Annotated in this window: 22 protein-coding genes and 3 tRNA genes; 15 read left to right on the forward strand and 10 right to left on the reverse strand. The window is 58.2% G+C overall.

Annotated features, from left to right (window positions below):
• The first annotated feature begins 161 nt into the window (after positions 1-161).
• The 6 genes from D3F01_RS11060 (at position 162) to D3F01_RS11085 (ending at position 6,227) form a co-directional block, all read left to right on the forward strand.
• Positions 162-626, forward strand: a complete 465-nt coding sequence (locus tag D3F01_RS11060; protein WP_097774989.1) for a hypothetical protein — start codon at positions 162-164, stop codon at positions 624-626.
• Positions 627-709: 83 nt separating this feature from the next.
• Complete coding sequence (locus D3F01_RS11065) at positions 710-2,347, forward strand: recombinase family protein (RefSeq protein WP_242888710.1); 1,638 nt, start codon at positions 710-712, stop codon at positions 2,345-2,347.
• Between the two features lie 232 nt (positions 2,348-2,579).
• Positions 2,580-3,752, forward strand: coding sequence for an ABC transporter substrate-binding protein (locus tag D3F01_RS11070; RefSeq protein ID WP_242888712.1), 1,173 nt, complete (start codon positions 2,580-2,582; stop codon positions 3,750-3,752).
• On the forward strand, positions 3,752-4,783 hold the full coding sequence (locus D3F01_RS11075) for an iron ABC transporter permease (RefSeq protein ID WP_242888714.1): 1,032 nt from the start codon (positions 3,752-3,754) through the stop codon (positions 4,781-4,783). Before D3F01_RS11070 ends, D3F01_RS11075 begins: the two co-directional genes overlap by 1 nt.
• Complete coding sequence (locus D3F01_RS11080) at positions 4,780-5,580, forward strand: ABC transporter ATP-binding protein (RefSeq protein ID WP_186851286.1); 801 nt, start codon at positions 4,780-4,782, stop codon at positions 5,578-5,580. The genes D3F01_RS11075 and D3F01_RS11080 overlap by 4 nt, the downstream gene beginning before the upstream one ends.
• A complete protein-coding gene (locus D3F01_RS11085; protein ID WP_242888717.1) occupies positions 5,577-6,227 on the forward strand; it encodes a cupin domain-containing protein in 651 nt (216 codons plus the stop codon). Before D3F01_RS11080 ends, D3F01_RS11085 begins: the two co-directional genes overlap by 4 nt.
• Positions 6,228-6,301: 74 nt before the next feature.
• Here D3F01_RS11085 and D3F01_RS11090 read toward each other — a convergent pair whose 3' ends face one another.
• Positions 6,302-10,174 (reverse strand): acyl-CoA dehydratase activase, encoded by a 3,873-nt coding sequence (locus D3F01_RS11090; RefSeq protein ID WP_242888732.1) that lies wholly within the window; start codon positions 10,172-10,174, stop codon positions 6,302-6,304.
• Between the two features lie 165 nt (positions 10,175-10,339).
• Between D3F01_RS11090 and D3F01_RS11095 the strand changes: the two genes are divergently transcribed.
• Positions 10,340-11,017, forward strand: coding sequence for a Crp/Fnr family transcriptional regulator (locus D3F01_RS11095; protein WP_242888735.1), 678 nt, complete (start codon positions 10,340-10,342; stop codon positions 11,015-11,017).
• A gap of 116 nt (positions 11,018-11,133) precedes the next feature.
• Here D3F01_RS11095 and D3F01_RS11100 read toward each other — a convergent pair whose 3' ends face one another.
• The 6 genes from D3F01_RS11100 to D3F01_RS11125 form a co-directional block, all read right to left on the reverse strand.
• Positions 11,134-11,385, reverse strand: a complete 252-nt coding sequence (locus D3F01_RS11100; protein WP_242888738.1) for a DUF6061 family protein — start codon at positions 11,383-11,385, stop codon at positions 11,134-11,136.
• A 168-nt stretch (positions 11,386-11,553) separates the two neighbouring features.
• Positions 11,554-11,640, reverse strand: a tRNA-Leu gene (locus tag D3F01_RS11105).
• A 201-nt stretch (positions 11,641-11,841) separates the two neighbouring features.
• Positions 11,842-11,915, reverse strand: a tRNA-His gene (locus tag D3F01_RS11110).
• A 9-nt stretch (positions 11,916-11,924) separates the two neighbouring features.
• Positions 11,925-11,998 (reverse strand) — tRNA-Arg (locus tag D3F01_RS11115).
• 143 nt (positions 11,999-12,141) lie between these two features.
• Positions 12,142-12,678 carry a phosphatase PAP2 family protein gene (locus tag D3F01_RS11120; protein WP_242888741.1) on the reverse strand — a complete coding sequence of 179 codons (537 nt, stop codon included), beginning with the start codon at positions 12,676-12,678 and terminating at the stop codon, positions 12,142-12,144.
• Positions 12,679-12,690: 12 nt separating this feature from the next.
• Positions 12,691-13,254 (reverse strand): DUF1643 domain-containing protein, encoded by a 564-nt coding sequence (locus tag D3F01_RS11125; RefSeq protein ID WP_005935043.1) that lies wholly within the window; start codon positions 13,252-13,254, stop codon positions 12,691-12,693.
• 190 nt (positions 13,255-13,444) lie between these two features.
• Between D3F01_RS11125 and D3F01_RS11130 the strand changes: the two genes are divergently transcribed.
• Genes D3F01_RS11130 through D3F01_RS11140 form a run of 3 tightly spaced genes read left to right on the forward strand, consistent with a single transcriptional unit; the run spans position 13,445 to position 17,576 of the window.
• Positions 13,445-15,370, forward strand: coding sequence for a BMP family ABC transporter substrate-binding protein (locus D3F01_RS11130; protein ID WP_242888745.1), 1,926 nt, complete (start codon positions 13,445-13,447; stop codon positions 15,368-15,370).
• Positions 15,371-15,399: 29 nt separating this feature from the next.
• Entirely contained in the window at positions 15,400-16,062 is a 663-nt protein-coding gene (locus D3F01_RS11135) for a metallophosphoesterase (protein WP_223455125.1), read from the forward strand.
• 17 nt (positions 16,063-16,079) lie between these two features.
• A complete protein-coding gene (locus D3F01_RS11140; RefSeq protein WP_242888748.1) occupies positions 16,080-17,576 on the forward strand; it encodes a carboxypeptidase M32 in 1,497 nt (498 codons plus the stop codon).
• Positions 17,577-17,652: 76 nt separating this feature from the next.
• Here the strand turns inward: D3F01_RS11140 and hisS are convergent, their stop codons facing one another.
• Entirely contained in the window at positions 17,653-18,894 is a 1,242-nt protein-coding gene (gene hisS / locus D3F01_RS11145) for a histidine--tRNA ligase (protein WP_242888750.1), read from the reverse strand.
• A gap of 258 nt (positions 18,895-19,152) precedes the next feature.
• Between hisS and D3F01_RS11150 the strand changes: the two genes are divergently transcribed.
• The 5 genes from D3F01_RS11150 (at position 19,153) to D3F01_RS11170 (ending at position 24,754) form a co-directional block, all read left to right on the forward strand.
• A complete protein-coding gene (locus D3F01_RS11150) occupies positions 19,153-20,376 on the forward strand; it encodes an MFS transporter (RefSeq protein ID WP_242888753.1) in 1,224 nt (407 codons plus the stop codon).
• Between the two features lie 256 nt (positions 20,377-20,632).
• Positions 20,633-21,334 carry a hypothetical protein gene (locus D3F01_RS11155; protein WP_242888756.1) on the forward strand — a complete coding sequence of 234 codons (702 nt, stop codon included), beginning with the start codon at positions 20,633-20,635 and terminating at the stop codon, positions 21,332-21,334.
• 17 nt (positions 21,335-21,351) lie between these two features.
• A complete protein-coding gene (locus tag D3F01_RS11160) occupies positions 21,352-22,350 on the forward strand; it encodes a GGGtGRT protein (RefSeq protein ID WP_097778332.1) in 999 nt (332 codons plus the stop codon).
• Positions 22,351-22,475: 125 nt separating this feature from the next.
• Complete coding sequence (locus D3F01_RS11165; protein WP_242888759.1) at positions 22,476-24,395, forward strand: flavocytochrome c; 1,920 nt, start codon at positions 22,476-22,478, stop codon at positions 24,393-24,395.
• Positions 24,392-24,754 (forward strand): NusG domain II-containing protein, encoded by a 363-nt coding sequence (locus D3F01_RS11170; RefSeq protein WP_005935033.1) that lies wholly within the window; start codon positions 24,392-24,394, stop codon positions 24,752-24,754. Before D3F01_RS11165 ends, D3F01_RS11170 begins: the two co-directional genes overlap by 4 nt.
• Before the next feature lie 62 nt (positions 24,755-24,816).
• Here the strand turns inward: D3F01_RS11170 and D3F01_RS11175 are convergent, their stop codons facing one another.
• Positions 24,817-25,221 carry a DUF1284 domain-containing protein gene (locus D3F01_RS11175; protein ID WP_242888762.1) on the reverse strand — a complete coding sequence of 135 codons (405 nt, stop codon included), beginning with the start codon at positions 25,219-25,221 and terminating at the stop codon, positions 24,817-24,819.
• A complete protein-coding gene (locus D3F01_RS11180) occupies positions 25,218-25,769 on the reverse strand; it encodes a biotin transporter BioY (RefSeq protein WP_035394764.1) in 552 nt (183 codons plus the stop codon). The genes D3F01_RS11175 and D3F01_RS11180 overlap by 4 nt, the downstream gene beginning before the upstream one ends.
• Positions 25,770-25,820 lie beyond the last annotated feature (51 nt).

The raw sequence follows: 25,820 nt of genomic DNA on the forward strand, positions 1-25,820 counted from the left end.
TCCTAAGCAGGGTTTGGGGCAGGCACGCCCCAACAAGAAGCTGTCCCAAAAGGGCAAGAATTTTCAAGAATTGAAAATTTGTGGCCACGGGACGATTCTTGCTCTCACGAAAACCCATATTTTTTGAAAAAACGCTTTCCGCAGCCAAAGGAGGATGCACCATGAAAAAAGAGATCGAAGCCTTTGTCAACGCAGCCAACGAGCAGGAGTTGGAAGCCGCATGGAACAACCTCTCGGCAGAGGAACAGCGAGTTTTCGAGCAACTCATGGAGGAAGACTCACCCGAAGATGCACTGGCATTTTTCGCCCAGCTGTATGACGATGCCCCGAAAGAGCAGACCAGCGAGACTGTGAGCATCTCCGAAAATGAAATCTATTTCAAGCGGAAGCCCTTGACCGAAGAGCAGAAGAAACACGGCTCTTATGTGGACGAGAACGGCAACCTCCATGTCAAGAACCTGTCCGCTTTCTGGATTCCGGAACTGACCACCACGGAGAAAGTCGGCCACACCACCTACACCGTGACCGGCAGCTATGAGGGCAAGGAATCCTTTTTGAAGAAGCTGGAGCGCATTGTTGCCAAGAACGCCCAGCAAAAATTTGAAGATGAGGGTGCAGACGAATGACAACTGCGCCCAATTCTGCTATACTTGACCCGGTAACCAATCCTGTACTGACAGTTGCTCCACAGAGTAAGGAGGACACAACAATGTCTGGAGCAACGAATAAGATCACTGCACTTTACTGCCGGCTGTCGCAAGAGGACGCACGGCTCGGCGAAAGCCTGTCCATTGAGAACCAGAAGGCCATCCTTCTGGAATACGCCAAAAAGAACCACTTCCCGAACCCGGTATTCTTTGTGGATGATGGCTACTCCGGCACGAGCTATGACCGTCCCGGCTTCCAGAGTATGCTGACCGAGATCGAAGCAGGGCATATAGGAATCGTTATCACGAAGGATTTGTCCCGACTGGGACGCAATTCTGCCTTGACAGGTCTGTACACAAACTTCACTTTTCCCCAGTGTGGCGTTCGCTACATTGCCATTAACGACAACTACGACACCATTGACCCAAACAGCGTAAACAACGATTTTGCGGGCATTAAGAACTGGTTCAACGAGTTTTACGCCCGTGATACCAGCCGCAAGATTCGGGCTGTTCAGAAGGCCAAGGGAGAGCGTGGAGTACCGCTGACGGTCAATGTGCCGTACGGCTATGTGAAAGACCCGGAGAACCCGAAACATTGGCTTGTTGATCCGGAAGCGGCTGCGGTCGTGAAGCGCATCTTCTCCATGTGCATGGAAGGCCGTGGCCCGACCCAAATTGCAAACCAACTGTGGGTGGACAAAGTTCTGACTCCTACCGCCTACAAGTTGAGCCATGGCCGGAGTACAAACGCACCTGCCCCGGAAGACCCTTATCGCTGGGATAAAAGAGCAGTAAGTTTGATTCTGGAACGCCGGGAGTACACTGGCTGCACAGTCAACTTCAAGACCTATACTAACTCTATCTGGGATAAAAAGAAACATCTGAATCCTGTGAAAAATCAGGCTATCTTCTCGGATACACATGAGCGCATTATCGACGATGATGTGTTTGAAAAGGTTCAGAAGATTCGTAATCAGCGTCACCGCATGACCCGGACAGGCAAGAGCAGCATTTTCTCCGGTATGGTCTACTGTGCTGACTGCGGTTCCAAGATGCAATATGGTTCGTCCAATAACAGGGACTTCAGTCAAGACTTCTTTGATTGCTCTCTGCACAAGAAGAACGGGAGCAGGTGCAAGGGACACTTCATCCGGGTAAAGGTTCTGGAAGGCCGTGTGCTGAACCATATCCAGCAGGTGACAGACTACATCCTTTGCCATGAAGACTACTTCCGCAAGGTCATGGAGGAACAGCTTCGGGTGGAAAGCAGCGAAAAGCTGACTGTCCTGAAGAAGCAGCTTGCCCGAAATGAGAAGCGAATCGCAGATCTCAAACGGCTGTTCATGAAAATCTACGAGGACAACGCCAGTGGAAAGCTGAGCGATGCCCGCTTCGACATGATGAGCCAGAGTTACGATGCCGAGCAGAAGCAGCTGGAAGAGGACGGTCTCTCTATCCAACAGGAAATCGAAGTACAGGAACAGCAAATTGAGAATATTGAAAAGTTCGTCCAGAAAGCGCACAAGTACGTCCATATTGAAGAACTCACCCCCTATGCTCTCCGTGAACTGGTGTCGGCTATCTATGTGGATGCCCCGGATAAGTCCAGCGGAAAGCGGGTGCAGCACATCCATATCAAGTACGATGGGCTGGGGTACATCCCTCTGGATGAACTGGAAGCAAAAGAAAAGGCATGACCGAAGTCACGCCAAATCTTCCCCATTTAGGGAACTTTTGCAAATACTGTTTTATGGGAACTCTGCTGGTGGACGCGCCCTGTTTTTTTCTTGGAAAACTTTAAGACTTCTTCCGATTTTGCAGAGTGGTTGCCATAGCAACCGACAATCCTGTGGGAATCTGCTAAAATGCTCTGCGGTTAGTTATGCATAACTAACTACCAGAATTTTTTATTATTTTAAGGAGTTTCCCATGAAAAAGATTACACGTCGTTCTTTTCTCGCTGCTATGGCTGCTGTCAGCGCTGCCAGTGTCCTGACCGCCTGTGGTGGTTCCGGCAACGCAGCTTCTTCCACTGCCGCTTCCGAATCTGCCTCTGTTTCAAGCGAAGCAGTCTCTTCTGCGGCTTCTGCCGATGAGACCGGCACCCACACCGTCATCGACCACGGCGGCAATGAGGTCGAAGTCCCCAACAAGGTCGCTCGTGTGGTCATCGACCAGATCCCCATCCTGTCCACCTACATGGCCTATTTTGAGGGCAGCGCACCCTATATCGTGGGCTATTGCGGCTCCTTCAAGTCGGTCATTTCCGACACCGTGCTCAAGAACATCGCCCCGGAGCTGATGGAATCCAGCGACACGGTCTATGCGCAGAGTGACCTCAACATTGAGGAGATCATGAAGCTGAACCCGGATGTCATCCTGTACAATGCAGGCAATTCCTCCCACGCAGAGACCCTGAAGGCCAGCGGTATTCCCTCGATCGGCTTTGCCACCGTGGGTGCTTCCACCGAGGCTGACCCGCTGGAGCGCTATGAGGAGTGGCTGAAACTGCTGGAGGATATCTTTGGCGAACCGGGCAAGACCGAGGCCTTTGTGGCTGCCGGTGACGAGATCGTGGCCGATGTGGAAGCCCGCATTACGGATATTCCTGAGAGCGACCGCCCCAGCGCCCTGATCCTGTGGAAGTACTCGGACGGTGTGCCGCAGGTCTCCGGAAACGGCACTTTCGGTACCTACTGGATGAAGCATCTGGGCGTGACCGACAAAGCGCTGGAAGCCACCGGTTTTGCCCAGACCAGCATGGAACAGGTCTACAGCTGGGATCCGGACATCCTCTTCCTCGATGGCCCCGGCCTGCAGCCCCTGCGCACGGAGAATGTGCTTTCCGGCAACGTGGATGGTGCCGACTTCTCCACGCTGACCGCCGTGCAGAACGGCCGCGTGTACAACACCACCCTCGGTATGTGGAACTGGTTCACCCCGAACCCGGATGCCCCGCTGGTACTGGCATGGCTGGCCTGCAACACCTACCCGGACGCTTTCGCAGATTACCCGCTGGGCGATACCATCAAGGAATACTACAAGACCTGGTATGGCTATGATGTGACCGATGACGAGCTGGAGGAAATGCTGCTGTACTGATGAAGGACACCATCTGGATCAAAAAAGGCCGCTTTACCCCGCTGGCTATCCTGCTGATGCTGGCACTGCCGTTGACCACCTCAGTAATCTGCCTGTGCTTCGGACGCATGAATGTCCCGGTCGGGGAAGTGCTGACCGCCCTGCGCACAGCTCTGACCGGCGGCAGCGCGGCCAATGTGCAGAACTATTCCATCGTCATCAACCTGCGTCTGCCGCGCATCCTCATGGCCATCATCGTAGGTGCAGGACTGACCTGTGCGGGCAACACCTTTCAGTCCCTGTTTTCTAATCCGCTTGCCACGCCGGACATTTTGGGCGTGACCAGCGGCACCTGTGTGGGTGCAATTCTGGCCATCATTCTGTCGTGCAGTATTCTGGAAACACAGCTCATTGCGCTGGTGTTCGGTCTTGCGTCCGTCTGCTTTACCCTGAAAATTGCAGGCAAGAACGATGGCCGCTCCATGGTCTATCTGGTTCTGGCCGGAACCATTGCCTCCTCGCTGTTCAATGCAGTCGGGTCGCTGCTCAAATATACGGCTGATCCGCAGGATAAACTGCCGGAGATCACCTACTGGCTGATGGGCAGCTTTACCAGTGCCAGTTACCAGAAGATCCTCATCGGCTGCCCGCTCATCATCGCAGGCATCGCTGTCATTTACCTGCTGCGCTGGCGGCTGAACATCCTCTCCCTGAGCGATGACGAAGCCCGCGCCAGCGGCATCAACATCAAACAGACCCGGATGCTGTTCATTCTGGCTTCCACGCTGATTACCGCCTCGGCGGTATCAATGTGCGGACAGGTGGGCTGGATCGGGCTGCTGATCCCACACTGCGCCCGGATGCTGGTGGGCAGCAACAACCGCTATGTCGTGCCGGTGAGCCTGAGCCTTGGTGCCAGCTTCATGATCCTAATCGACACGCTGTCGCGCACCATCAGCATCATTGAGCTGCCGCTTTCCATCCTGACCGCCATCATCGGTGCGCCGGTGTTCATCTCTCTGCTGAATAAGACAAGGAGCAACCTGCGATGATCTTGCAAGTACAGAAAGGCTGTTTCGGCTACCCCGGACAGCCTGCCATACTGGAAAATATCGACCTGACACTGGAAGAGGGACACATTCTTGCCATCCTTGGACCCAACGGCATTGGCAAGACCACTTTGCTCAAATGTATGATCGGTCTGCTGCCGTGGCACAGCGGCAAGACCCTGCTCTATGATAAGGATATCCACACCCTGAAGCCGAAGGAAGTGTGGAGCACCATTTCCTACATCCCGCAGTCCCACGGGTTTGCCTTCTCCTATACTGGGCTGGAGATGGTCCTGCTGGGTCGCAGCGCCCATCTGGGTATGTTCCAGCAGCCCGGCAAAGAGGAACTGGAAATGGCCGAAGCCATGATGGAGCGGGTGGGCATCTCTCACCTTGCCAACAAGGACTGCAACCGGATGAGCGGCGGCGAACTGCAAATGGTGCTCATTGCCCGTGCCCTCATCAACGACCCCAAGCTCATTATTCTGGACGAGCCGGAAACCGGTCTGGACTTCCACAACCAGATCCTTGTCCTGAACATGGTGGAGCGGCTGGCGCATGAGGAAGGCATCAGCGCCATTATGAACACCCATTATCCCACCAACGCCATGAGCGTGGCAGACGAAGCACTGATGCTCAACCGCAAGGGTGAATTTTTCTACGGCCCGGCCGCCGCCATCCTGAACGAACAGAACATTTCCTATTCCTTTGATGTTCAGGTCATCGTGGACGAGTTGAATTATCAGGGACGCGCCGTGCGCAGCATTGTGCCAGTGGCCTTGCGAGGGAATGCCGTATGAAGATGCCATTTACGCTTTCCCAGCTGCGTCCCATCCGGGAAGCCATGACAGTTTCCCGCCCAGCAAAACTGGGCGAGAGTGTACCTGTTACCTGGTTCTCGCTGGGCGGCGGCACCTCAATCACCCCGGAGTATTACGACTGCACTACCCTGTATCTGTGCGGGGAAGGTGGCGGCATATTTCTTCTGGGTGGAGAGAGCCGCACTGTCCCGCTGCATCCCGGCCAGCTGCTGGCCGTTCCGCCCAAAACGCTCTGTGGCTGTCTGACCGACAGCGGCATGATCTATACTGAAATCATTCTGAAAAAGGAGAACTTCACCATGAACAACATTCTCAAAGCAGGCCAGCCCACCGAACTGAAAGATCTCATTTCTTACGAGGACGGCAGCATTGCAAACCTCGACCTCGTCCACGCCGACAACATGAAATTCGTGCTGATGGCCTTTGACGAGGGCACCGGCCTGACCCCGCACCGTGCACCCGGCAACGCCATCCTGACCGCGCTGGAAGGCAAGGCCATCATCGGCTACGAAGGACAGGACTATGAGCTGACCGCAGGCCAGAGCTTCCGTTTTGATAAAAATGGCCTGCACAGTGTCACCGCACAGGGCAAGTTCAAAATGAGCCTTCTGCTGGTGATCGAATAAGCGATTTTCTGTTTCATAACTGACGCAAAGAACCCGTCTAGACGTACCAGACGGGTTCTTTGCGTCTGCCAGATTCAGCAGTAGTAGAGGAACGAACGCAGGCGGCTCCATGCAGTTTCATCCCAGTCGTTATCAAGGGAAAGCTGGAACAGTGGGGCACTGCAGGCATCGTGCAGGCCGCGCATATCCAGAATCATAGCGGTATTTTCATACCGGGGTGCAAGGGTCAGCACTGCATTGGTACGGTCAGAAAGCTCCACGGCCTTGGCGTACCGATATCGACCGTTCCCGCCTGAAAAATTCGGCAAGGCAGAGTCCGCAATGAGGAACAGTGTTTCAGCGTCTTCCGCAAAGGCACTGTGCGCTCCAAGTTCATTCCCAAGGGTCTGCATCTGCCTCTGCATCTGGTCAAGCCAACCAGCCGATGGTTTGTTTTCATCCAAATTGTCTTTCCACAGAAACCAGAGTGCCTCGCTGAGCGGGGCGCGGAGCAGCTGGCTGCCTTCGGCTTCCAGCGCAGCAAGTACGCCGTTGTCCAGTTCTGTCAGGCAGAGCGGCGTACCCACGGCGGCAAGCCTGCGGCCCGTGGCGGGGCATCTGCCGATCTCTACCGCGGCCTTGTGGAGCTGTGCCCAGCCGGGCAGTGTATCCCATGCAGCAGCAATTCCGGCGCGCATCGCCGCCGGGGCGGCATACAGGATATCTCCGGCCAGCAGTGCACGGAACAGGGCATCCCGGTCCTGCGCCGTTGCAGGCAGGGTTTCCAGCATCGGGCTGACCAGCTTGGCGCTCTGGTTTCCTCTGCGGTCCAGTACTGCCCGGATGACGCGGGCATACTGACCATCCGCTTCTGCGCCCTGCGTCTGCGGGATCAGGAACTGTGCCGGTGCCGGTTCTACTTCCTGCTGTGCAAGGATGCCGCCCAGCAAAGCAGGGAAGGGCAGATATTCCTTTGCACTGGTCTCGGCACGTCCAAGGCTCAACGCATGAGCGCTGAGATGCGGCAGTGCATGGGCATCCACCCCCTGTGCACGGAAATATCCGGTCAACGATGCCGTGTATTCGCCCAGCGGCGGCAACCAGAGCGGAAAATCCTTTTCCGGCACCGCCGGGAGATGACAGGGGCGGATATCGACCTGCTCCAGCACAAAGTCCTTGGGCAGAACTTCCACCGGGCGGTGGTTCAGGCTGTTCAGGAAGGCTTCAATGCGGGTGATGACACCCACATTGGAAAAGTGCTCGTCCACTTCGATCTGCAAGTAGGGCTTATCCCCCATTTCCTGCTTGAACAGATGGGACAGCATGGTATCCGGGCCGCAGCCGTGGTTGGTCAGATACACCGCATACAGGTTCGGATGATGAGCGATGAGCTTTGCGCCGGACAGGATGTGCTGTCCGAACGGATAATACAGATTTTCGTATTCGTCCGCAATGTCCAGCGCATGGCCGGGCAGATGACTCAGGGTAATGACCTTGTATCCGCGTTCCAGCAGCAGTTCCGGGATACCCATGTTCAGGATGGGGTCGGAAACGCCATAATTCCGGGTGATGAGCACCAGAATTTTGTCCTCCGGTTTCAGGGTCGCCAGCAGTGCTTTGCCCTGCTTTTCCACTGCGGCAGTATGGCGGCGCACCGCCATGGCACCGCTGAGCAGTGCTTTTGCGCAAAGCGGCTTCGGGATACCTAGTACTTTGCCCAGCCCCAGCATGGCGGTGGCCATGGCTTCCTGCCCGAAGTCCAGATCAAATACCGGACTGAGCAGAGTGATGCCCTTGCTTTCGATGTCCATTGCCTTTGCGATGGACAACGCCGCCGTCTGCATATAGACGCAGCCGTAGTTGTGCTTCACCCGGCTCTTTTCGTGCTTCATGGTGTGGATGCTGGGCAGAAAGATATAATCCACCTTCTGGTCGATGAGCTGCTGTATGTGGCCGTAGATCAGCTTGACCGGGTAGCAGGTCTCGCTCTGTGCCAGCTGCTGGGAAAGCCGGATGGTTTCCTCGCTGGTCGGGTCGGTCAGGACTACGTTGAACCCCAGCGAGGTAAAGAATGCATTAGCCATGGGGAAGAACTTGTGGATCATCAGCACAAAGGGCACGCCCACCGTCTTTTTGCGAGGGTCGCGTTTCCCCGTGTAGCCTTCCAGAAGCAGGTTGTCGGCCTGCCGGTAAAAATCAATGTTTCTTTGGGTCTCGGCGCTGCGGCTGTCCTCTGCGGCCTGTGCCGGGCTGTCAAACCCGACGAACTGACTGGACGTATCGCCCACCGCTTCCTGCGCCAGCAGGGCCGCGCCGTATGCGCCGCTGATGGAGAACACCGGGCTGACCCGGACCCGGCTGCCATAGGCCGCCTGAAAAGCCGCCACGATGCCGGGATTGTAATCCACACCGCCCTGCAATACGATGTGCTGTCCGACCGGTTTGGAGCCGACCACTTTGTGCAGGTAGTTCTGCACGATGGCGTGGCACAGTCCGGCCGCAATATCTGCCTGTGGAACGCCTTCGGCAGCGGCAGAAGCAATGGCGGTTTCAATGAATACCGTGCAGCGCTCGCCCAATGCGGCCGGGTGCTCTGCGGACAACGCCAACTGGCCAAATTCAGCCAGCGGAATCCCCATGCGGGCGGCCTGTTCCTCTACAAAAGAACCGGTGCCCGCTGCGCAGATCTTGTTCATCTGGAAATCCACGACTTTGCCGTTTTTCAGGCTGATGTATTTGCTGTCCTGCCCGCCGATCTCAAAGACAGTATCCACCTCCGGCACCCAGTGCGCAGCGCCCTTTGCCTGCGCGGTGATCTCATCCCGTACGGCATCGGCACCGATGCGCTTGCCGACACGCTCCCGCCCGGAGCCAGTCACGCCCACCGCCGTAAAGCGCACCGCACCGAACCGTTCCCGGATGCTGGCCAGCCCCTTGCGGACAGCTCCTTCCGGGTCGCCTGCGGTGCGCAGATACTGGAAATCCACCAGTTCACCCTCCGGCCCCACCAGAACAAGGTCGGTGCTGGTGGAACCGATGTCGATGCCCAGCGCACAGCCCTTCTCCGGGAGGATACCGGTGGCCTTCGGCTCAGAAAGATCAGTGCCGGGCAACAGTTCCAGTCTGGGAAGCCCGGTTGTCGTGGAGCGTGTTGCCATTGCATCGTTCAACAACGCATCCAGCTGTGCCAGTGTAAATGCACCTTCTGCCTTGCATGCTGCACCGATGGCCGCTTCAAAACGCGCTTCTTCCGGGACGATCAGTTCCTCTTCGGTCAGGTCGAACACATCCCGGATAGCCCGTATCACGCCGGAGTTGCAGGTCACGCCGCCGCAGAATACCACTGGTTTGCAGACCGGCAGCCGCCGCACAATGGTCGCCTTGTAGTTATGGATCATTGCATAGCACAATCCCAGCAGGATATCCGGCGTGGAAACACCTTCCTGCTGGCGGTGAATGATATCCGTTTTGGCAAACACTGCGCAGCGTCCGGAAAGCCGCGGAATGCTCTGCGCCTGCTCAACCAGCGCAGAATAATCCTCCAGCTTGCAGCCCACACGGGACATCTGATCCTCAAAAAAGGAACCGGTGCCGCCTGCGCAATGCTCGTTGGCCGCAAACTGCGGGGTCCGGCTCTGGACTTCCGTGATGAACCGCGCACCCTGACTGCCGATTTCAATAATCGAACCGGCCTGCGGCACAAGCCTGCGTACACCTTCCACGATGGCAGGAATCTCTCCCAATTCTGATAGAACCGGACAGCGTTCCAGTAGTGCCCCGGCATTATCACCTGTCACACAAACGGCAAGTGTCTCGTCCCTGCCAATAGCAAGTTCCGACAAGCCCTGCCGCAGGCACAGAAGTGGTCTGCCGTGATGCACGGCAAGCCAGTACTTCTCCACTGTTCCGTTCTGCATCAGCACGATTTTGACCGTGGAGGTGCCAAGATCCATTCCCAAAGAATACATGGGACAGCTCCTTTCAAAAATCAACCCTGTTGCTTTGAGGGTTTGACATTTCAAACTTCATTCCGTATAATAGAGCTGTCGTAAATTAGACAGCTCTAACCAGAGTTTAACACAACTACCTCGATGTGTCCGTTGTTATGGCAACGGACGGAATGATTTTGGAGCATGGAAAAATATTATTCGATTTTACAGCAGTGCGGAATGTTCCACGGCATCCAGCCGCGCCGCTACCGGGATGTTCTGGACTGCCTGCACGCAAGCGTGCATCAATATCCCCGCAATACGCATCTTGTGGAACTGGGTGAGCAAAGCCACAATACAGGCATCCTGCTGGATGGCACAGTGGAAGAGTTTCTGTATGATGAAAATGGAAATCAGGTCAGCATCTGCCGGCTGGCAAGTGGGCAGATTTTCGGGGCCGAACTGGCCTGTACCGGCTGGAGTACCAGTCCGGTCTGCCTGCGGGCCGACTCAGACTGTACGGTGCTCCGGTTGGATTTCAGTGCGCTCATGTCCCAGCAGACCATGACCTGCCCCTGTCGGATGCAGGTGACCGCTAATCTGATGCAGGATATGGCGCAGCAGCTTCTGTTCTTCAATACAAAGGTGCGCATTCTTGCCCAGAAGCATCTGCGGGATCGGCTGAAAATTTATTTGCAGACGCTGACACCGGACAGCAAAGGGTGTTATCATCTGCTGTACAGCCGCACCGAACTTGCCGACTTCCTCTGTGTAGACCGCAGCGCGCTTTCCCGCGAATTGTGCCGGATGCGGGATGAGAAGGTTATTGAATTTTCCGGGGCAAAAATCAAGATCCTGGATCATGATTTTCTCCGTCACTGAGTTTCAAGCTGAAATAAAAGGAAGGCAGGGTGTTCTTTTGATGGAACACTCCGCCTTCCTTATCGTGTGTGGATTTTTTTAGGGTGCGTCCTTCGGAGCGCACCCTGTTTTTGCGTTTAATCCTCTAGTCTGTGGCTTCCTGCCACATTCCTCAGATACTCCTCCGGTTCACCGTTGAGAATCAGGTCTGCATACGCCAGAGGGTCGTTATAGATGAGATACTCTAACTCCGACCTCTGCGCCATGGTCACATCCAATTCATCCTCGACCCCAGTGCAGTCAATGGAGATTCTTCTCCCATCCCGGAGCAGCAGTTCCACGCAGCCGGTGTCCATGTTGAATTTGCAGGTTCTTTCATCGTACTTCATACTCGTGTCCTTTCTGCCTTACGACACTCTTACAGTGGTCTGTCGTGCTTTCTTATGATAAGGTCTAGGACGTTTTTCGATGGAAGCAAGGGATTCGTTCTGTTTTCCGAAGAATATAAAAAATCCGAACCCTTCCCCTATCGGAAAAAAGTTCGGATTTTGTTGTTGTGGTGCGGATAAGAGGACTTGAACCTCCACCGAGTTGCCCCGATTAGAACCTGAATCTAACGCGTCTGCCAATTCCGCCATATCCGCATATTCTGTTTTGTTCATGGGCCGTTCGGCTCGGAACATTAGTTATTATACCATGGAATCCGGAATTGTCAAGCGCAATTTCAAAAAAAGTTGTACTTTTCGGCAGAAAGCAGAAAAGTAACGAAAATACGCGCTAAAATTGGTCAGAAAAGCAAAAAATCAGACCGAAAACCTTTCGGCTTCCGGTCTGATTCCTAGCAGGGTGCCTTGTGGGACTCGAACCCACGGTCTCCAGATCCACAATCTGGCGCGTTAACCGACTACGCTAAAGGCACCACATAATATGCGCCCGAAGGGACTCGAACCCCCGGCCCACTGCTTAGAAGGCAGTTGCTCTATCCACCTGAGCTACGGGCGCACGTTGTTATCCCATGGGGTACTTATCTGGCGGCAGTGTGCGTTTGGCACACGCTGCGAGAAGTATAATACCATACGCATAGGCTTCTGTCAAGCGGAATTTCAAATTTTTTTGGATTTTCCGGCGCAGGGGGCATTCTGGGGTCACAGCAGCCACATTCCGGCGGCCCCAAGGGCAAAGCCGAGCAGAACACCGGCGGCCACATCCCGGACATAGTGCGCCCCGGCAAGCACCCGCAGGGCGCAGATGAGCAGGGCCACCACCACCATGCAGGCCCCGGCGGCGGGGTAGAAGTAGCACCACACAGCGGCCAGCACGGCGGCGCTCAGGGCGTGGCGGGAGGGGAAGGACTTGCCGTGGGTCTCCTTGGGCACCAGCGGCGTGAAGCCGGGCTGCTCATACGGGCGGGGAAAGTTCAGCCTGGCCCGCAGGAGCGTGCCGCCCAGAAAGACGAAGGCCGGCACAAAGACTGCCCGGGCGATGAGCTGCATAAAATCCAGAGCGGCGGCGCGGTTTGCGGAGAGCAGCCGGAACCACCGCACATTCAGCAGCACCAGCAGCAAAGGGTAGCAGGCAAAGGGCACGGCAGGCAGCCAGCGGTTCAGAGCGATCACCAGCTTTTTCAGGGCGGGGCGGGCCTCCAGCCAGCGCAGCAGGGCCTGGTAGCGTTCCGGAGTCATGGTATCCCTCCCTCAAAAACAGGTGTCCAGATAGTTTTCAACATCAAACGGCTCGGGTGTGGAATCTTTGCGCAGGTAGAGCGGGTGATGGGGATGGCCCTTTTTGCTCCGCTTGCCAAAGGTGACCCACGGGATGTCCCGCTCTCTTGTCAGGGCCACCATCTCCCGCATCAGGCCGGGCAGGTAGTCCCGCTTTTCGATCAGGGTGCCCCATGCGGCCCACATGGTGGGCTCGGTCTCGGCCAGAACGGCCCGCAGCCAGCGCAGGTTCTCGTCGCAGAGGGCGCGGTCCGGCACCCGGTCCATGTCGTTGGGGTCGGTGGCGCGCTGGGGATATACGTTGAACATGATCCAGCTGTCAAAGCCGTTGGCGTTGGCCAGCCGCTCCACACTTTTTAAGGTGGGGTCCAGCGCGCCGGGCTGGGCGGTGCTGGGGTTGATGCCGATGCACACCAGCGGGTGCCTGCCCACCCGGCCCAGCACATAGCGGTAGGGCAGGTAGGTGTGGGGCTCGTAGTACCAGATGCCGCCGGGGTATTCCCCCGCTTCCAGGCGGGGGAGCTGTTCAGTCTGCATGAAAATGTACCTCACAAATATGGTTTCCTATTTATCGTACCTGAAAAATTTCTGTAAATCAACACCTTTGCCGGAGAAAGTCTCCCATAAATCCGAATTTCATGCTATACTGTCCTTAGACCTGTGCCGCAAACACGGCGGCATGGGCCGGGAAAGGAAAACAGGAGCCATTGAAGAAGGGAGTTCTGCTATGGCCATGATAGAAGATTATAGAAGCGCCCTGCGCGCGGGCCAGCGTGCCTACCGCGCCTGCGTGGCACGCGGCCAGTCGCCGTACCTTGCGGTGCTGGATGATATCCTGAACGGGGTGAACATCGTTGCCCAGGAACCGCTGGGGCTGGTGGATATCCCCGCCGAGAGCATTGTGGGCACCAAGACCAGCGGACGGCACACAGCCTTTGCGGCCAACTTTATGCCCCTGCTGGAAGAGGACACCGAGTTTGCCATCAAGTGGTCGAATCTCTGCGAGGCCCATCTGGAGGAGGGCATCCACACCCCCATCATTGCCTACGAATACCTGAACAAGTTCTATGTGCAGGAGGGCAACAAGCGGGTATCTGTCCTCAAATACTACGAGGCGGTCACCATTCCGGGCACGGTCACCCGGCTTGTTCCGGCCCGGAACGACACGCTGGAAAACAAGATCTACTACGAGTTTCTTGATTTTTATAAGCTGAGCAAGATCAACAATGTTCAGTTCTCCCGGCTGGGCGGCTATGCAAAGCTGCAGACACTGGTCTGCAAGGCCGCCAGCGAGGTATGGTCGGATGACGACCGGCTGAACTTCTCGGCCCTGTATACCATGTTCAGCCAGCAGTTCTATGCGCTGGGCGGCTCCGCCCTGGGGCTGACCCCGGGCGACGCGCTGCTGGTGTACCTCTCGGTCTACCGGTATTCGGATGCCTGCCAGTCCACCCCCAGCCAGGTGCGGGAAAACCTGGCCAAGCTGTGGGATGAGATCAAGATCCTGACGGAGCCCCACGCCGTGGAGCTTTCGCTGGAGCCAAAGCCCGGCAGTGAGCCGCTGCTGAACAAGCTGAACATCTTCAGCAAGCCCAGCCAGCTCAAGGTGGTGTTCCTGCACGAGTACAATGCTAAAAATAGCGCCTGGGTGCGGGGCCACGAAAAGGGGATCGAGGCCCTGAAAAAGGAATTCCCGGACCGGCTCATCATCACCAACCGGGAAAATGTCTCCCCCGAGGTGGACGCGGAGCAGATCATGGAAGAGGTGGCCCACGACAACGCGGACGTGGTGTTCACCACCAGCATCCGGATGCGGCCCGCCTGCCTCAAGGTAGCGGCCCAGCACCCCAAGACCCGGTTCCTGAACTGCTGCCTGAACGCGCCCCATCCGCTGGTGCGCACCTATTACCCCCGCACCTATGAGGCCAACTACCTGCTGGGAATGCTGGCGGGTATCCTGAATCTGACCGACCGGGTGGGCTATGTGGCGGCCAACCCCGTTTATGGTGTGCCTGCGGCCGTCAACGCTTTTGCCCGGGGCCTGCGCACCGTGCGGCCCAACAGCCATATCCTGCTGCGCTGGGCCTGCCTGCAGGAGCCGGGAAAGCCGCTGGATTTCTCCGACTGCCCGGATATCGAGCTGTTCTACGCCTGCAGCCCCTTTGAGCCCACCGGCAGCGCCAGGGAATACGGCCTGTGCCGCCGGATGCCGGATGGCAGCATCCAGCCGGTGGCGCTGCCGGTCTGGAAGTGGGAAGTGTTCTATATCGGCATCATCCGCTCCATCTTCGAGGGCACCTGGGACAGCGGTTCCAGCGGCAAGGCCATCAACTACTGGTGGGGCTTCCACAGTGACGCGGAGCGGCTGGATTACTACGAGACCCTGCCCAAGGGCACGCAGCAGCTGCTCGATCTGCTGGAAAAGAACCTTGCGGCCAACGAGTTCCCCATCTTCCCGGCGGGCATCTTTGCGCAGGGGCATATCCCCAAGGCACCCACCGCAGACACCTATACCCCCAAGGAGCTGATGGAGATGGACTGGCTGGGCGAGTGCGTGGAAGGCAGCCTGCCCCGGTACGATCAGCTGGATGTCAGAACGCTGGGCCTGCTGGAGATCAACGGCCTGAGCAGCCTGAAAGAGACGACGCTGTAAAAAGCTCAACAGAACGGAGTGTTGCGGACGTGAAGATACTTGCAATTTCCGATACCCCCTCCAAGGCACTGTGGGACTACTGCTCCCGGGAACGCCTGGCCGGGGTCGATCTGATCCTCTCCTGCGGGGATCTGCCAAAAAAATACCTCGAATATCTGACAAATTTTACAGCGGCCCCCATTTTGTATGTCCACGGCAACCACGATGGCCGCTACCGCACGGAGGGCGAGCCGGGCGGCTGCATCTGCGTGGACGATCAGGTGTATGTCTGGAAAGGGCTGCGCATCATGGGGCTGGGCGGCAGCATCCGCTACAACCGCGAGGAGACCTTCCAGTACACGGAGCAGGAAATGCGCCGCCGGGTGCGGCGGCTCTGGTTCAAGGCCCACCGGGCGGGCGGCATCGACCTGCTGCTGACCCATTCCCCGGCGGCTGGCCTGAACGATGGCGACGACCGGGCCCACAAGGGCTTTGCCTGCTTCAACGACCTGCTGGAGGAGTACCAGCCCAAGTGGTTCGTGCACGGGCATGTCCACCTGAACTATGATGCCAACCTGCCCCGGGTGTGCACCCACGGCCAGACCACGGTCATCAATGCAACGGAGCGCTATACGTTTGAGATCCCGGACCCGGACCCGGTGGTCCGGAAGCGCTTTTTCTGGAATGACCCGGCATTTCCCACCAAAAACTGAAAAAGGAGAAACACTCAATGGAACAAAATGAGAAGCTGCGGGCGCTGGAGACCCTGCAGAAGAAGCTGTACGCCTACAACTGCGCCTCCAACAGCCTGTATCTGGACGCTGTGACCGTGGCCCCCAAGAACACGGCCGAGGGCCGGGGTGTGGCCCTGAGCATTCTGGCCGGTGAACTGCAGAAGCTGATGACCGCCCCCGAGACCCTTGCACTGGTGGAGGAACTCTATGCCCGGCGGGAGACGCTGGACACCCTCCACCGCCGCGAGGTGGAGGAGCTGCGCCGCAGCTGCCGGCAGCTCACCCGCATCCCCGCCGAGGAGTATATGGCATACAGCGAGCTGACCAACCGCGCCAGTGATGTCTGGCACAAGGCCAAGGAAGAAAACGACTTTGCCTCCTTCTGCCCCATCCTGCAGGAGCTGGTGGAGTATAACCGGAAGTTCGCGGGCTATTATGATGCGGAAAAAGCGCCCTATGATGCCCTACTGAACGAATATGAGCGGGGCGTGGACACTCAACAGCTGGACGTGTTCTTTGACACCCTGCGCAAGGGGCTGGTGCCCCTCATCCGGGCCATCAGCGAGAAGCCCCAGATCGATGACAGCTTCCTGCATCTGGAATATCCGGTCGAGCAGCAGAAGGCGTTTGCGGACTATCTCATGGAGGTCATGGGCCTTGACCGCGGCCACTGCGGTCTGGGTGAGACCGAACACCCCTTTACGCTGGAGTTCAATAACAAGGATGTCCGCATCACCACCAACTACGACCTGCACAATGTGGCCTCCTCGATGTATTCCGTTCTCCACGAGGGCGGCCATGCCCTGTATGAGCTGGGCATCCGGGATGACCTGCAGTACACCTGCCTGACCGGCGGTGTGTCCATGGGCGTGCACGAGAGCCAGTCCCGCTTCTACGAGAACCTCATCGGCCGTTCCCGCGCCTTTATCGGGGCCATCTATCCCAAGGTGCAGGAATTCTTCCCCGCACAGCTGGGAAATGTGACTGCAGAGCAGTTCTACCGCGCCGTGAACAAGGTGGAGCCCAGCCTCATCCGCACCGAGTCCGATGAGCTGACCTACTGCCTGCACGTCATGGTGCGGTACGAGATCGAGAAGCAGCTCATTGCGGGCACCCTGACGGCAAAGGAGGTCCCTGCCGCGTGGGCAGAGCTGTACAAGGAGTATCTGGGCGTGGAGGTTCCCAATGACCGCGAGGGCTGCCTGCAGGACAGCCACTGGTCGGGCGGCTCCTTCGGCTACTTTCCGTCTTATGCTCTGGGCAATGCCTACGGTGCCCAGATGCTCCACAATATGGAGCAGGAATTCGATGTGTACGGCGGCGTGGCTCACGGGGATCTCTCCGCCGTCACCGGCTGGCTGCGGGAAAAGGTGCACCAGTACGGCCACCTGCTGGAGCCTGCTGAAGTCGTCAGAAACGCCTGCGGCACCTTTGATGCACACTACTATCTGGATTATCTGACCCAAAAGTATACGGAACTGTACAACCTGTAATTAACCCGCACAAAACAAAGCCCTCCCGGCCAAATCGGCTGAGAGGGCTTTGTTTATATCTAATGCCGTCCGCCCATTACTGCTGTGCGAAGATCTTTACTTCATCCTTGTCCATAAAGGCGGCACCGGCGAAACCGGAAGCCTCCAGCTGGCCCAGCTGCTTGCCCAGCTTCTTGGCCTGAGGCAGAACGGTGACGTTGTAGGTGTCGCGCAGCTGTGCGGCTTTGGCCAGCACGGCGGGGAAGTCCACATCGCTGTTGTAGAGCAGGGCGATCTTCTGCTTGGCACCGGGGATCTGATAACCCTGCTCCAGCAGGATGCCGCAGACGCGCTCGAAGCCGATGGAGAAGCCCACGGCGGGCACCTTGGTGCCCAGGAACTTGCCGATCATGTTGTCGTAGCGGCCGCCGCCAGCCACTGCACCGCTGAACTGCGGGCAGGTGATCTCAAACACCATGCCGGTGTAGTAGCCCTGGCCGCGCACCAGGCTGGGGCAGTAGGCCACATCGAAGCGGCCGTTGGCCATGGCCTTTGCGGTAGCCAGCACATACTTCAGGTCATCGGCAATGGCGGGGTCGGCACAGCGGGAAGCTACGGACTCCAGTGTCACATCACCGGCGGCAATGAAATCGGCCAGCGCGTTGATGGCAGCTTCGGGCAGCTGCTTCTCGGTCAGCTCGGCCTTCACGCCCTCGGCACCGATCTTATCCATCTTGTCAAAGGTGATGCAGACAGAGTCCAGTGTGTCGGCGGCAAAGCCCATGCTCTCCAGCATTCCGCGCAGGATGCGGCGGTCATTGATGTTCACGGTGAAGCCGGTAAAGCCGATGCCCAGCAGGGCGCGGGCGGTCACGTCGATCAGCTCCACCTCTGCGTTGGGGCTCTCGTCGCCCAGAATGTCGATGTCGCACTGGACAAACTCGCGCAGGCGGCCCTTCTGGGGGCGCTCGGCGCGGAACACGCGGTCGGTCTGGATGACCTTGAAGGGGTGGGGGAGCTTGTCCTTGTTGGCAGCGTAGAAACGGCTCAGGGGCAGGGTCAGATCATAGCGCAGGCCCATGTCGGAGAGCTGCTTGGGGTCGCCGGATCCCAGCGCGCTGGTCAGCTTGTCTCCACGCTTCATCACCTTGAAGATGAGGTTCAGGTTGTCGCCGCCATCGGATTTGTCCAGGTTCTCCATATCCTCCAGCATGGGGGTGGAGATGCGCTCAAAGCCGGAAGCACGGTAGGTCTCCAGGATCTTGCCCTGGATGTAGTCGCGCAGGGTCTGCTCAGCGGGCAGCAGGTCCCGCATACCCTTCAATGCCTGTGTTTTCATAGTTGGTTCCTCTCTATCAAGTGCTCGCCCTCTCAGGCCGCTCCGCGTCCAGCTCTCCCAAAGGGAGAGCCCTTGGCAAAACCGTAAACTTTGTGTGGACTGCCAAAGCCTCCCACTTTGGGGGAGGTGGCATCGCGCAGCGATGACGGAGAGGGCGAGGCCGTGTTTAGTTGTTACTTTATCCATTATAAAGGAATCTGCCGTTTTGTCAATTGAAATGGGTACACTGTAAGGGAAAAACCATTCGGAGGGCAGGCAATGAAACAGCAATTTGCAGCAAAACACCCCTGGGCGATCCTGGCGGCGGGGGCGGCCATTCAGATCCTGACGGGCCTGCCTGCGGCGTGGGGCGTGTTCCAGCAGCCGGTGATGGACGAGTTCAGCCTGACCGAGGACGGCGCGGGCTATGCGTTCGGCATCCTGATCGCGGCGTTCGGGGTGGGCTGCGTCATCGGCGGTTTTTTGCAGGATAAAAAAGGCCCGCGCTGCGCGGCGCTGTGGGGCACCGGCCTGCTCTGCGGCGGGTTCTTTGCGGCGGCCCTCCTGCCCGGGGAGAAGGGGGTATGGTTCTGGGCAGTGTTCAGCATTCCGGCGGGACTGGGCACGGCGTTTCTCTACCCGTCCATCCAGTCCTGCGCCCAGAAATGGTACGCCGGGCGCAAGGGCCTTGCCACGGGGGTCATTGGCGGCGCGGTGGGCCTGAGCGGTGCGTTCCTGACCGGATTCGTCCGCACGGCGCTGAAGGGCTTTGGCCCGGTGCAGGGGATCCGGGGAGCGTTCTGGGCGCTGGGGGCGCTCACGCTGCCGGTCTGCCTTATGGGCAGTGCCCTGCTCACCGACCCGCCCCCGGCAAAGCAGAAGCCCGAAGAGCAGGGCAGGGGAAAGGGCACCCCGGCCCTCGACCTTGCCCCGCTGCAGATGCTCAGAACAAAACAGTACTGGCTCTGCGCCGGGGCGGTCTGCTGTTCCACCCCGGCGGTGCTGCTGTTCAGCCCCATCATCTTAAAGCTGGGCATGGAGCGGGGCCTGGACGAGGGCGCTGCCCTGTGGAGTGTGGTGCTGGGCAGCGTGGGCAGCGCGGCGGGCCGCTTACTGATGCCCCTGCTCAGCGACCGGATCGGCCGCCGCCCCACTGACCTGATCCTGTTCGGCGTGTCGCTGGGGCTTTCAGCGGCCTTCCTGTTCGCACAGGGCTGGCTCGTTGTGGCTGTGTACGCAGGGCTCACCTTCTGTTATTCGGCGCTGGCGGCGGTGCTGCCTTCCCTCTCCACCGACCTGTTCGGCCTGCCCCACGCCGGGGTGAACTACGGCTTTCTGGCGCTGGGACAGAGCGTGGGCAGCCTTGCCTTTCCCTTTGCGGCGAACCTCTGGGGCCTTGCCACCGGACGGCACTGGCTGGCCATGGCAGGCGCGGCGGCGGGCTTTGTGTGTATCTGGGCGCTCCGGCCTGTCAGGGCCCAACAGCCGCCCAGAAAAAACTGAACCGGACAGCGCAAGATATTCCTTTTGACAAATATGATAGAAATGTGACGAACTGGGCAGTGAAAGCGGTGAAAGTGCTAGTTAGCTACGAATAACCGTTAAAAATGCTTGTGAAAAAATCCGCAAAACGTCTTGCAAATTCCGCCAAGGTTCTCTATAATAAAACTATGCGTGGTAGTACCGGCGTGGCCGGTCAATGCAAACGGCAGGACACCCCCTGCCAATGGCATCAATTTGTCAAAAGGAGAGTATGATTATGACCTATTCGCAGCAAGTACAGAATATGTGCCCGATCACCAAAGGTCCTAAGCATGGTCCGGCTCCCATCCCCGAAGAGGGCGCATGGGTCAAGGCCTATGAGATCAAGGACGTCAGCGGCTACACCCATGGTGTGGGCTGGTGTGCACCCCAGCAGGGCACCTGCAAGCTGTCTCTGAACATCAAGAACGGTGTCATCGAGGAGGCTCTGGTGGAGACCATCGGCTGCTCCGGCATGACCCATTCCGCTGCTATGGCTGGCGAGATCCTGCCCGGCAAGACCATTCTGGAAGCTCTGAACACCGACCTGGTGTGCGATGCCATCAACGTGGCAATGCGCGAGCTGTTCCTGCAGATCGTCTACGGCCGCAGCCAGACCGCTTTCTCTGAGGACGGTCTGCCCATCGGCGCAGGTCTGGATGACCTGGGCAAGGGCCTGCGCTCCATGACCGGCACCATCTTCTCCACCAAGGCCAAGGGTGTCCGTTACCTGGAGCTGACCGAGGGCTACATCAACAAGCTGGCTCTGGATGCCAACGATGAGGTCATCGGCTATCAGTTCGTCAAGCTGGGCAAGATGATGGAGGATATCCGTCACGGCAAGACCCCCAACGAGGCTTACGAGAAGAACGTGGGTACTTACGGCCGCTTCAGCAAGGAGCAGGGCGCTGTCAAGTACATTGACCCGCGTGAGGAATAAGAGAGGAGGAACAACTCATGGCAACTTTTGAATCTATGGATCGCCGTATGCCGAAAATTGAGGCATGCCTGAAGGCCAACGGCCTGGAGTCTCTGGACGCTTGCAACGAGATGCTCCTCGCTAAGGGCATCGACTGCGACAAGATCGTCCGCGGCGTGCAGCCCATCTGCTTTGACAACGCTGTCTGGGCATACACCCTGGGCACCGCCATCGCCGTCAAGCGCGGCCTGACCGACGCTGCCGAGTGCGCTGCTGCCATCGGCGAAGGTCTGGAAGCTTTCACCATCCCCGGCTCTGTTGCTGAGCAGCGTCAGGTCGGTCTGGGCCACGGCAACCTGGGCGCTCGTCTGCTGAGCGAGGACACCACCTGCTTCGCTTTCCTGGCAGGCCACGAGTCCTTTGCTGCTGCTGAGGGTGCTATCGGTATCGCACGCACCGCAAACAAGGTCCGCAAGACCCCCCTGCGTGTTATCCTGAACGGCCTGGGCAAGGATGCCGCTTACATCATTTCCCGTATCAACGGCTTCACCTATGTGCAGACCGAGTACGATATCCCCACCCAGACCCTGAAGGTCGTCAAGGAGATCCCCTTCTCCGAGGGTGAGCGCGCTGCTGTCAAGTGCTACGGCGCTAACGACGTTATGGAAGGCGTTGCCATTATGAAGAAGGAGGACGTTCAGTGCTCCATCACCGGCAACTCCACCAACCCCGTCCGCTTCCAGCACCTGGTTGCAGGTACCTATAAGAAGTGGGCCATCGAGAACGGCAAGAAGTACTTCTCCGTTGCTTCCGGCGGCGGCACGGGCCGTACCCTGCACCCCGATAACGTGGCTGCAGGCCCCGCAAGCTATGGCCTGACCGACTCTCTGGGCCGCGTCCATGGTGATGCTCAGTTCGCAGGTTCCTCCTCCGTGCCCGCACACGTTGAGATGATGGGCCTGATCGGCATGGGCAACAACCCCATGGTCGGCGCTACCGTTGCCTGCGCTGTTGCTGCTGCACAGGCCAACGCCTGATCTTTTCCTAGTTCGGCAAAGGGGGCTGCCTTCCGAATGGGCAGCCCCCTTTTTATGCTGAAATATGTTCGCGCAGGCTAACTGCCTGCAACATTGGTTCAACTGAGAAGGAAAAAGAAGAAACCATGAAAAACACGAAGATGAAACAGAGCATTGCAGCGCTGGCCATGGCTGCTGTCGTTGCAGTGAGCCTGCTGGGCTACGGCTGCGGCAGCAAGCCCGCCTCCACCACCGGCGCGGGTGCTACCGGCGATTTTACCGGCACTGCCAAGGGCTTTGGCGGCGATGTTACCGTTACCCTGACCCTGACCGACGGCAAGATCACCGGCTGCACCGCTGAGGGTGCCGATGAGACCAAGGGCGTTGGCTCCAAGGCAATCGAGCAGCTGCCCGCTGCCATTGCCGAGAGCGGCAGCATTGCCGTGGACGGCGTGTCCACCGCAACCATTACCTCCAATGCCATCAAGGAGGCAGCCGCTGCTGCCATCACCGCTGCTGGTCTGAAGCCTGAGGATTTCCAGACCGCTGTGGAGAACAACGCTGAGCCTGCTGAGGATTCTACCGTTGATACCGATATCGTCATCGTGGGCGCAGGCGGCGCAGGCATGACCGCTGCCCTGACTGCCACCAGCGAGGGCAAGAGCGTTGTCATCGTGGAGAGCCAGCCCGTGGTGGGCGGCAACTCCGTGCGCGCTACCGGCGGCATGAACGCCGGCAAGACCGTGTATCAGGATGAGAACGAGTTTGCCGAAGGCGCAGGTGTCGAAAAGACCCTGAAGACCGCTGCTGAAAAGTATGCTGACAACGAGACCATCACCGCTCTGGCAAAGACCGTCTCCGAGCAGTGGGCTGCCTACCAGGCCAACCCCACCGGCTACTTTGACAGCGTTGAGCTGATGGAGCTGGATACCATGATCGGCGGCAAGGGTGTCAATGACCCTGCTCTGGTGGAGACCCTGTGCGCTAACAGCGCTGACGCCATCGACTGGCTGGACGAGCAGGGCATCACCCTGCACAGCGTTTCCAGCTTCGGCGGCGCATCCGTCAAGCGCATCCATCGCCCTGTGAACGCAGAGGGCAAGACCGTTTCCGTCGGTTCCTACATGATCCCCCTGCTGGAGGAAAATTGTGAGAAGGCTGGTGTCCAGATGATGCTGAACACCACCGCCACCGAGATCCTGACCGATGACAACGGCGCTGCTGTTGGCATCAAGGCCACCGGTGCTTCCGGTGAGACCATCACCATCAATGCCAAGGCTGTAGTGCTGACCACCGGCGGTTTCGGCGCAAATCTCGATATGGTCGTTGAGTACAAACCCGAGCTGAAGGGCTTTATGACCACCAACGCCCCCGGCATCCTGGGCCAGGGCATCAAGATGGCACAGGCCATCGGTGCTGACACCGTGGATATGGATCAGATCCAGATCCACCCCACCGTGGAGGCTAACACCGCTGCCCTGATCACCGAGGGCCTGCGCGGCGATGGCGCTGTTCTGATCAATGCCGAGGGCAAGCGCTTCATTGACGAAGTCGGTACCCGTGATGTGGTTTCCGCTGCCGAGATCGCTCAGACCGGCAGCTATAGCTGGCTGGTGGTGGATCAGGCTATGGCCGATGCTTCCAGTGTCATTCAGGGCTACATCAAGAAGGGCTACACCGTGACCGGTGAGACCTATGAGGAACTGGGCAAGGCAATGGGCGTTGATGAGGCTGCTTTTGCCGAGACCATGAACACCTGGAACGGCTATGTTGAGGCCAAGAACGACCCCGACTTTGGCCGCACCAGCTTTGCAAACAAGCTGGATACCGCTCCCTACTATGCCATCAAGGTCACCGCAGGTGTGCATCACACCATGGGCGGCCTGAAGATCAACACCAACACCGAAGTCCTGAACGAGAACGGCGAGGTCATCCCCGGCCTGTTCGCAGCAGGTGAGGTGACCGGTGGTGTCCACGGTGCAAACCGCCTGGGCGGCAACGCCGTGGCTGACTTCACCGTCTTTGGCCGCATTGCCGGTGCTGCTGCAAGCAAGTACGCTGCATGAAACGCCTGAAAAGCTGGCAGAAAAATCTGATCTTTGCGGCCGTGGTGCTGGCCGCGGCAGCACTCCTGTTCGTGCTGTACCGCGCCAACGCCCCCAAAGCGGAGCCGCTGGTGGCCGTAGTCGATTTCGGCGACGGCATTACCGAGACGATCCCGCTGGACGAGGACCACGATTATCTGTATGATGTGGGCGATTATATCGTACATCTGCAGGTAAAGGATGGGGCCATCGCCTTCCTCGACAGTCAGTGCCCGGACCATGTGTGCGAGCAATTCGGCTGGCTGAGCGAGCAGGATGCCTGGGCCGCCTGTGTCCCCGCTGGGGTCTATGTAACGGTGCAGGCCGCAGAAACAGAATAAAACAAACAGGCCGCCGTGCAGGATCATCTCCTGCACGGCGGCCTGTTGTATCGGGGGAAATGTTATTTCACGTATTTGCCTTCGCAGATATTCTTGCAGCAGGCGCTGATGGGGAACCAGCAGCAGTCCCGGCAGATATCGGCCAGCATCTCGGGGGTGGCTTTGGCATCGATCTCCCGGATGAGGGCCTGGTAGTCGTATTCCTTTTCCTCCAGCCCGAAATACTCCACGGTCTTGCGGTCGTACCGCTTGACCTTTTCCTGTGTGTCGCACAGGTCGGTGCCCAGCTTGTTGGGGCAGCAGGAACAGAGGGTGTCGGTGGAGAAGGTGAGCTGGATCTTCGTCCCGGGCACCTCCCGCAGCTGATGGACGATATCGTTCATGTGCTCCACAAAGGCTTCGCTGTAGCCATGGCCGGAGTAGCCCTGGGTGCAGAGCAGGTGATGCGGGCGCAGTACGATGCTCATGCCTTTTTTACCCCCGGGATCCGCTTCCGGATGTTCAGGCCCAGCACGCAGGCCAGCACAGCTTTGATGATGGCGGTGGGGATGAAGGGAAGAACGCAGGCAGAAACAGCCACGGACACGGTGCTGTGGGCGACGATCACGAACAGGATGACACCCACGATATAGTTGACCACGGTGCCCACGACAACCGCCACGGGGAAAGCACCCTTGAAGGCATCCCTGTGCTCCACGCCCAGGCCGATGATGTAGGCCATGATGGGGAAGGAAATCAGGAAGCCGCCGGTGGGGCCGACAAACTTGTCGATGCCGCCGGAGAAGTTGGCCAGCACGGGCACACCCACAGCGCCCAGCAGCAGGTAAACGAGCGTGGCAATGGCGGACAGCTTGGAGCCCAGCACCACAGCCGCCAGCGTGATGGCGAAGGTCTGCATGGTCATGGGCACGCCCAGCGGCATGGGGATGGAGATCTGTGCCATCACGGCGATGACGGCGGCAAACAGGCCCGCGTAGCAGATATCGCGCACCGAGAACTTACTGGTCTGATTCATGGTAAAAAATCCTCCTCTGATTTGGTACAAACAACGTCCCGATTAAACCAG

Origin of the sequence: Faecalibacterium sp. BCRC 81149, assembly GCF_022750605.1 — a bacterium.
Lineage (GTDB): Bacteria > Bacillota > Clostridia > Oscillospirales > Ruminococcaceae > Faecalibacterium > Faecalibacterium duncaniae.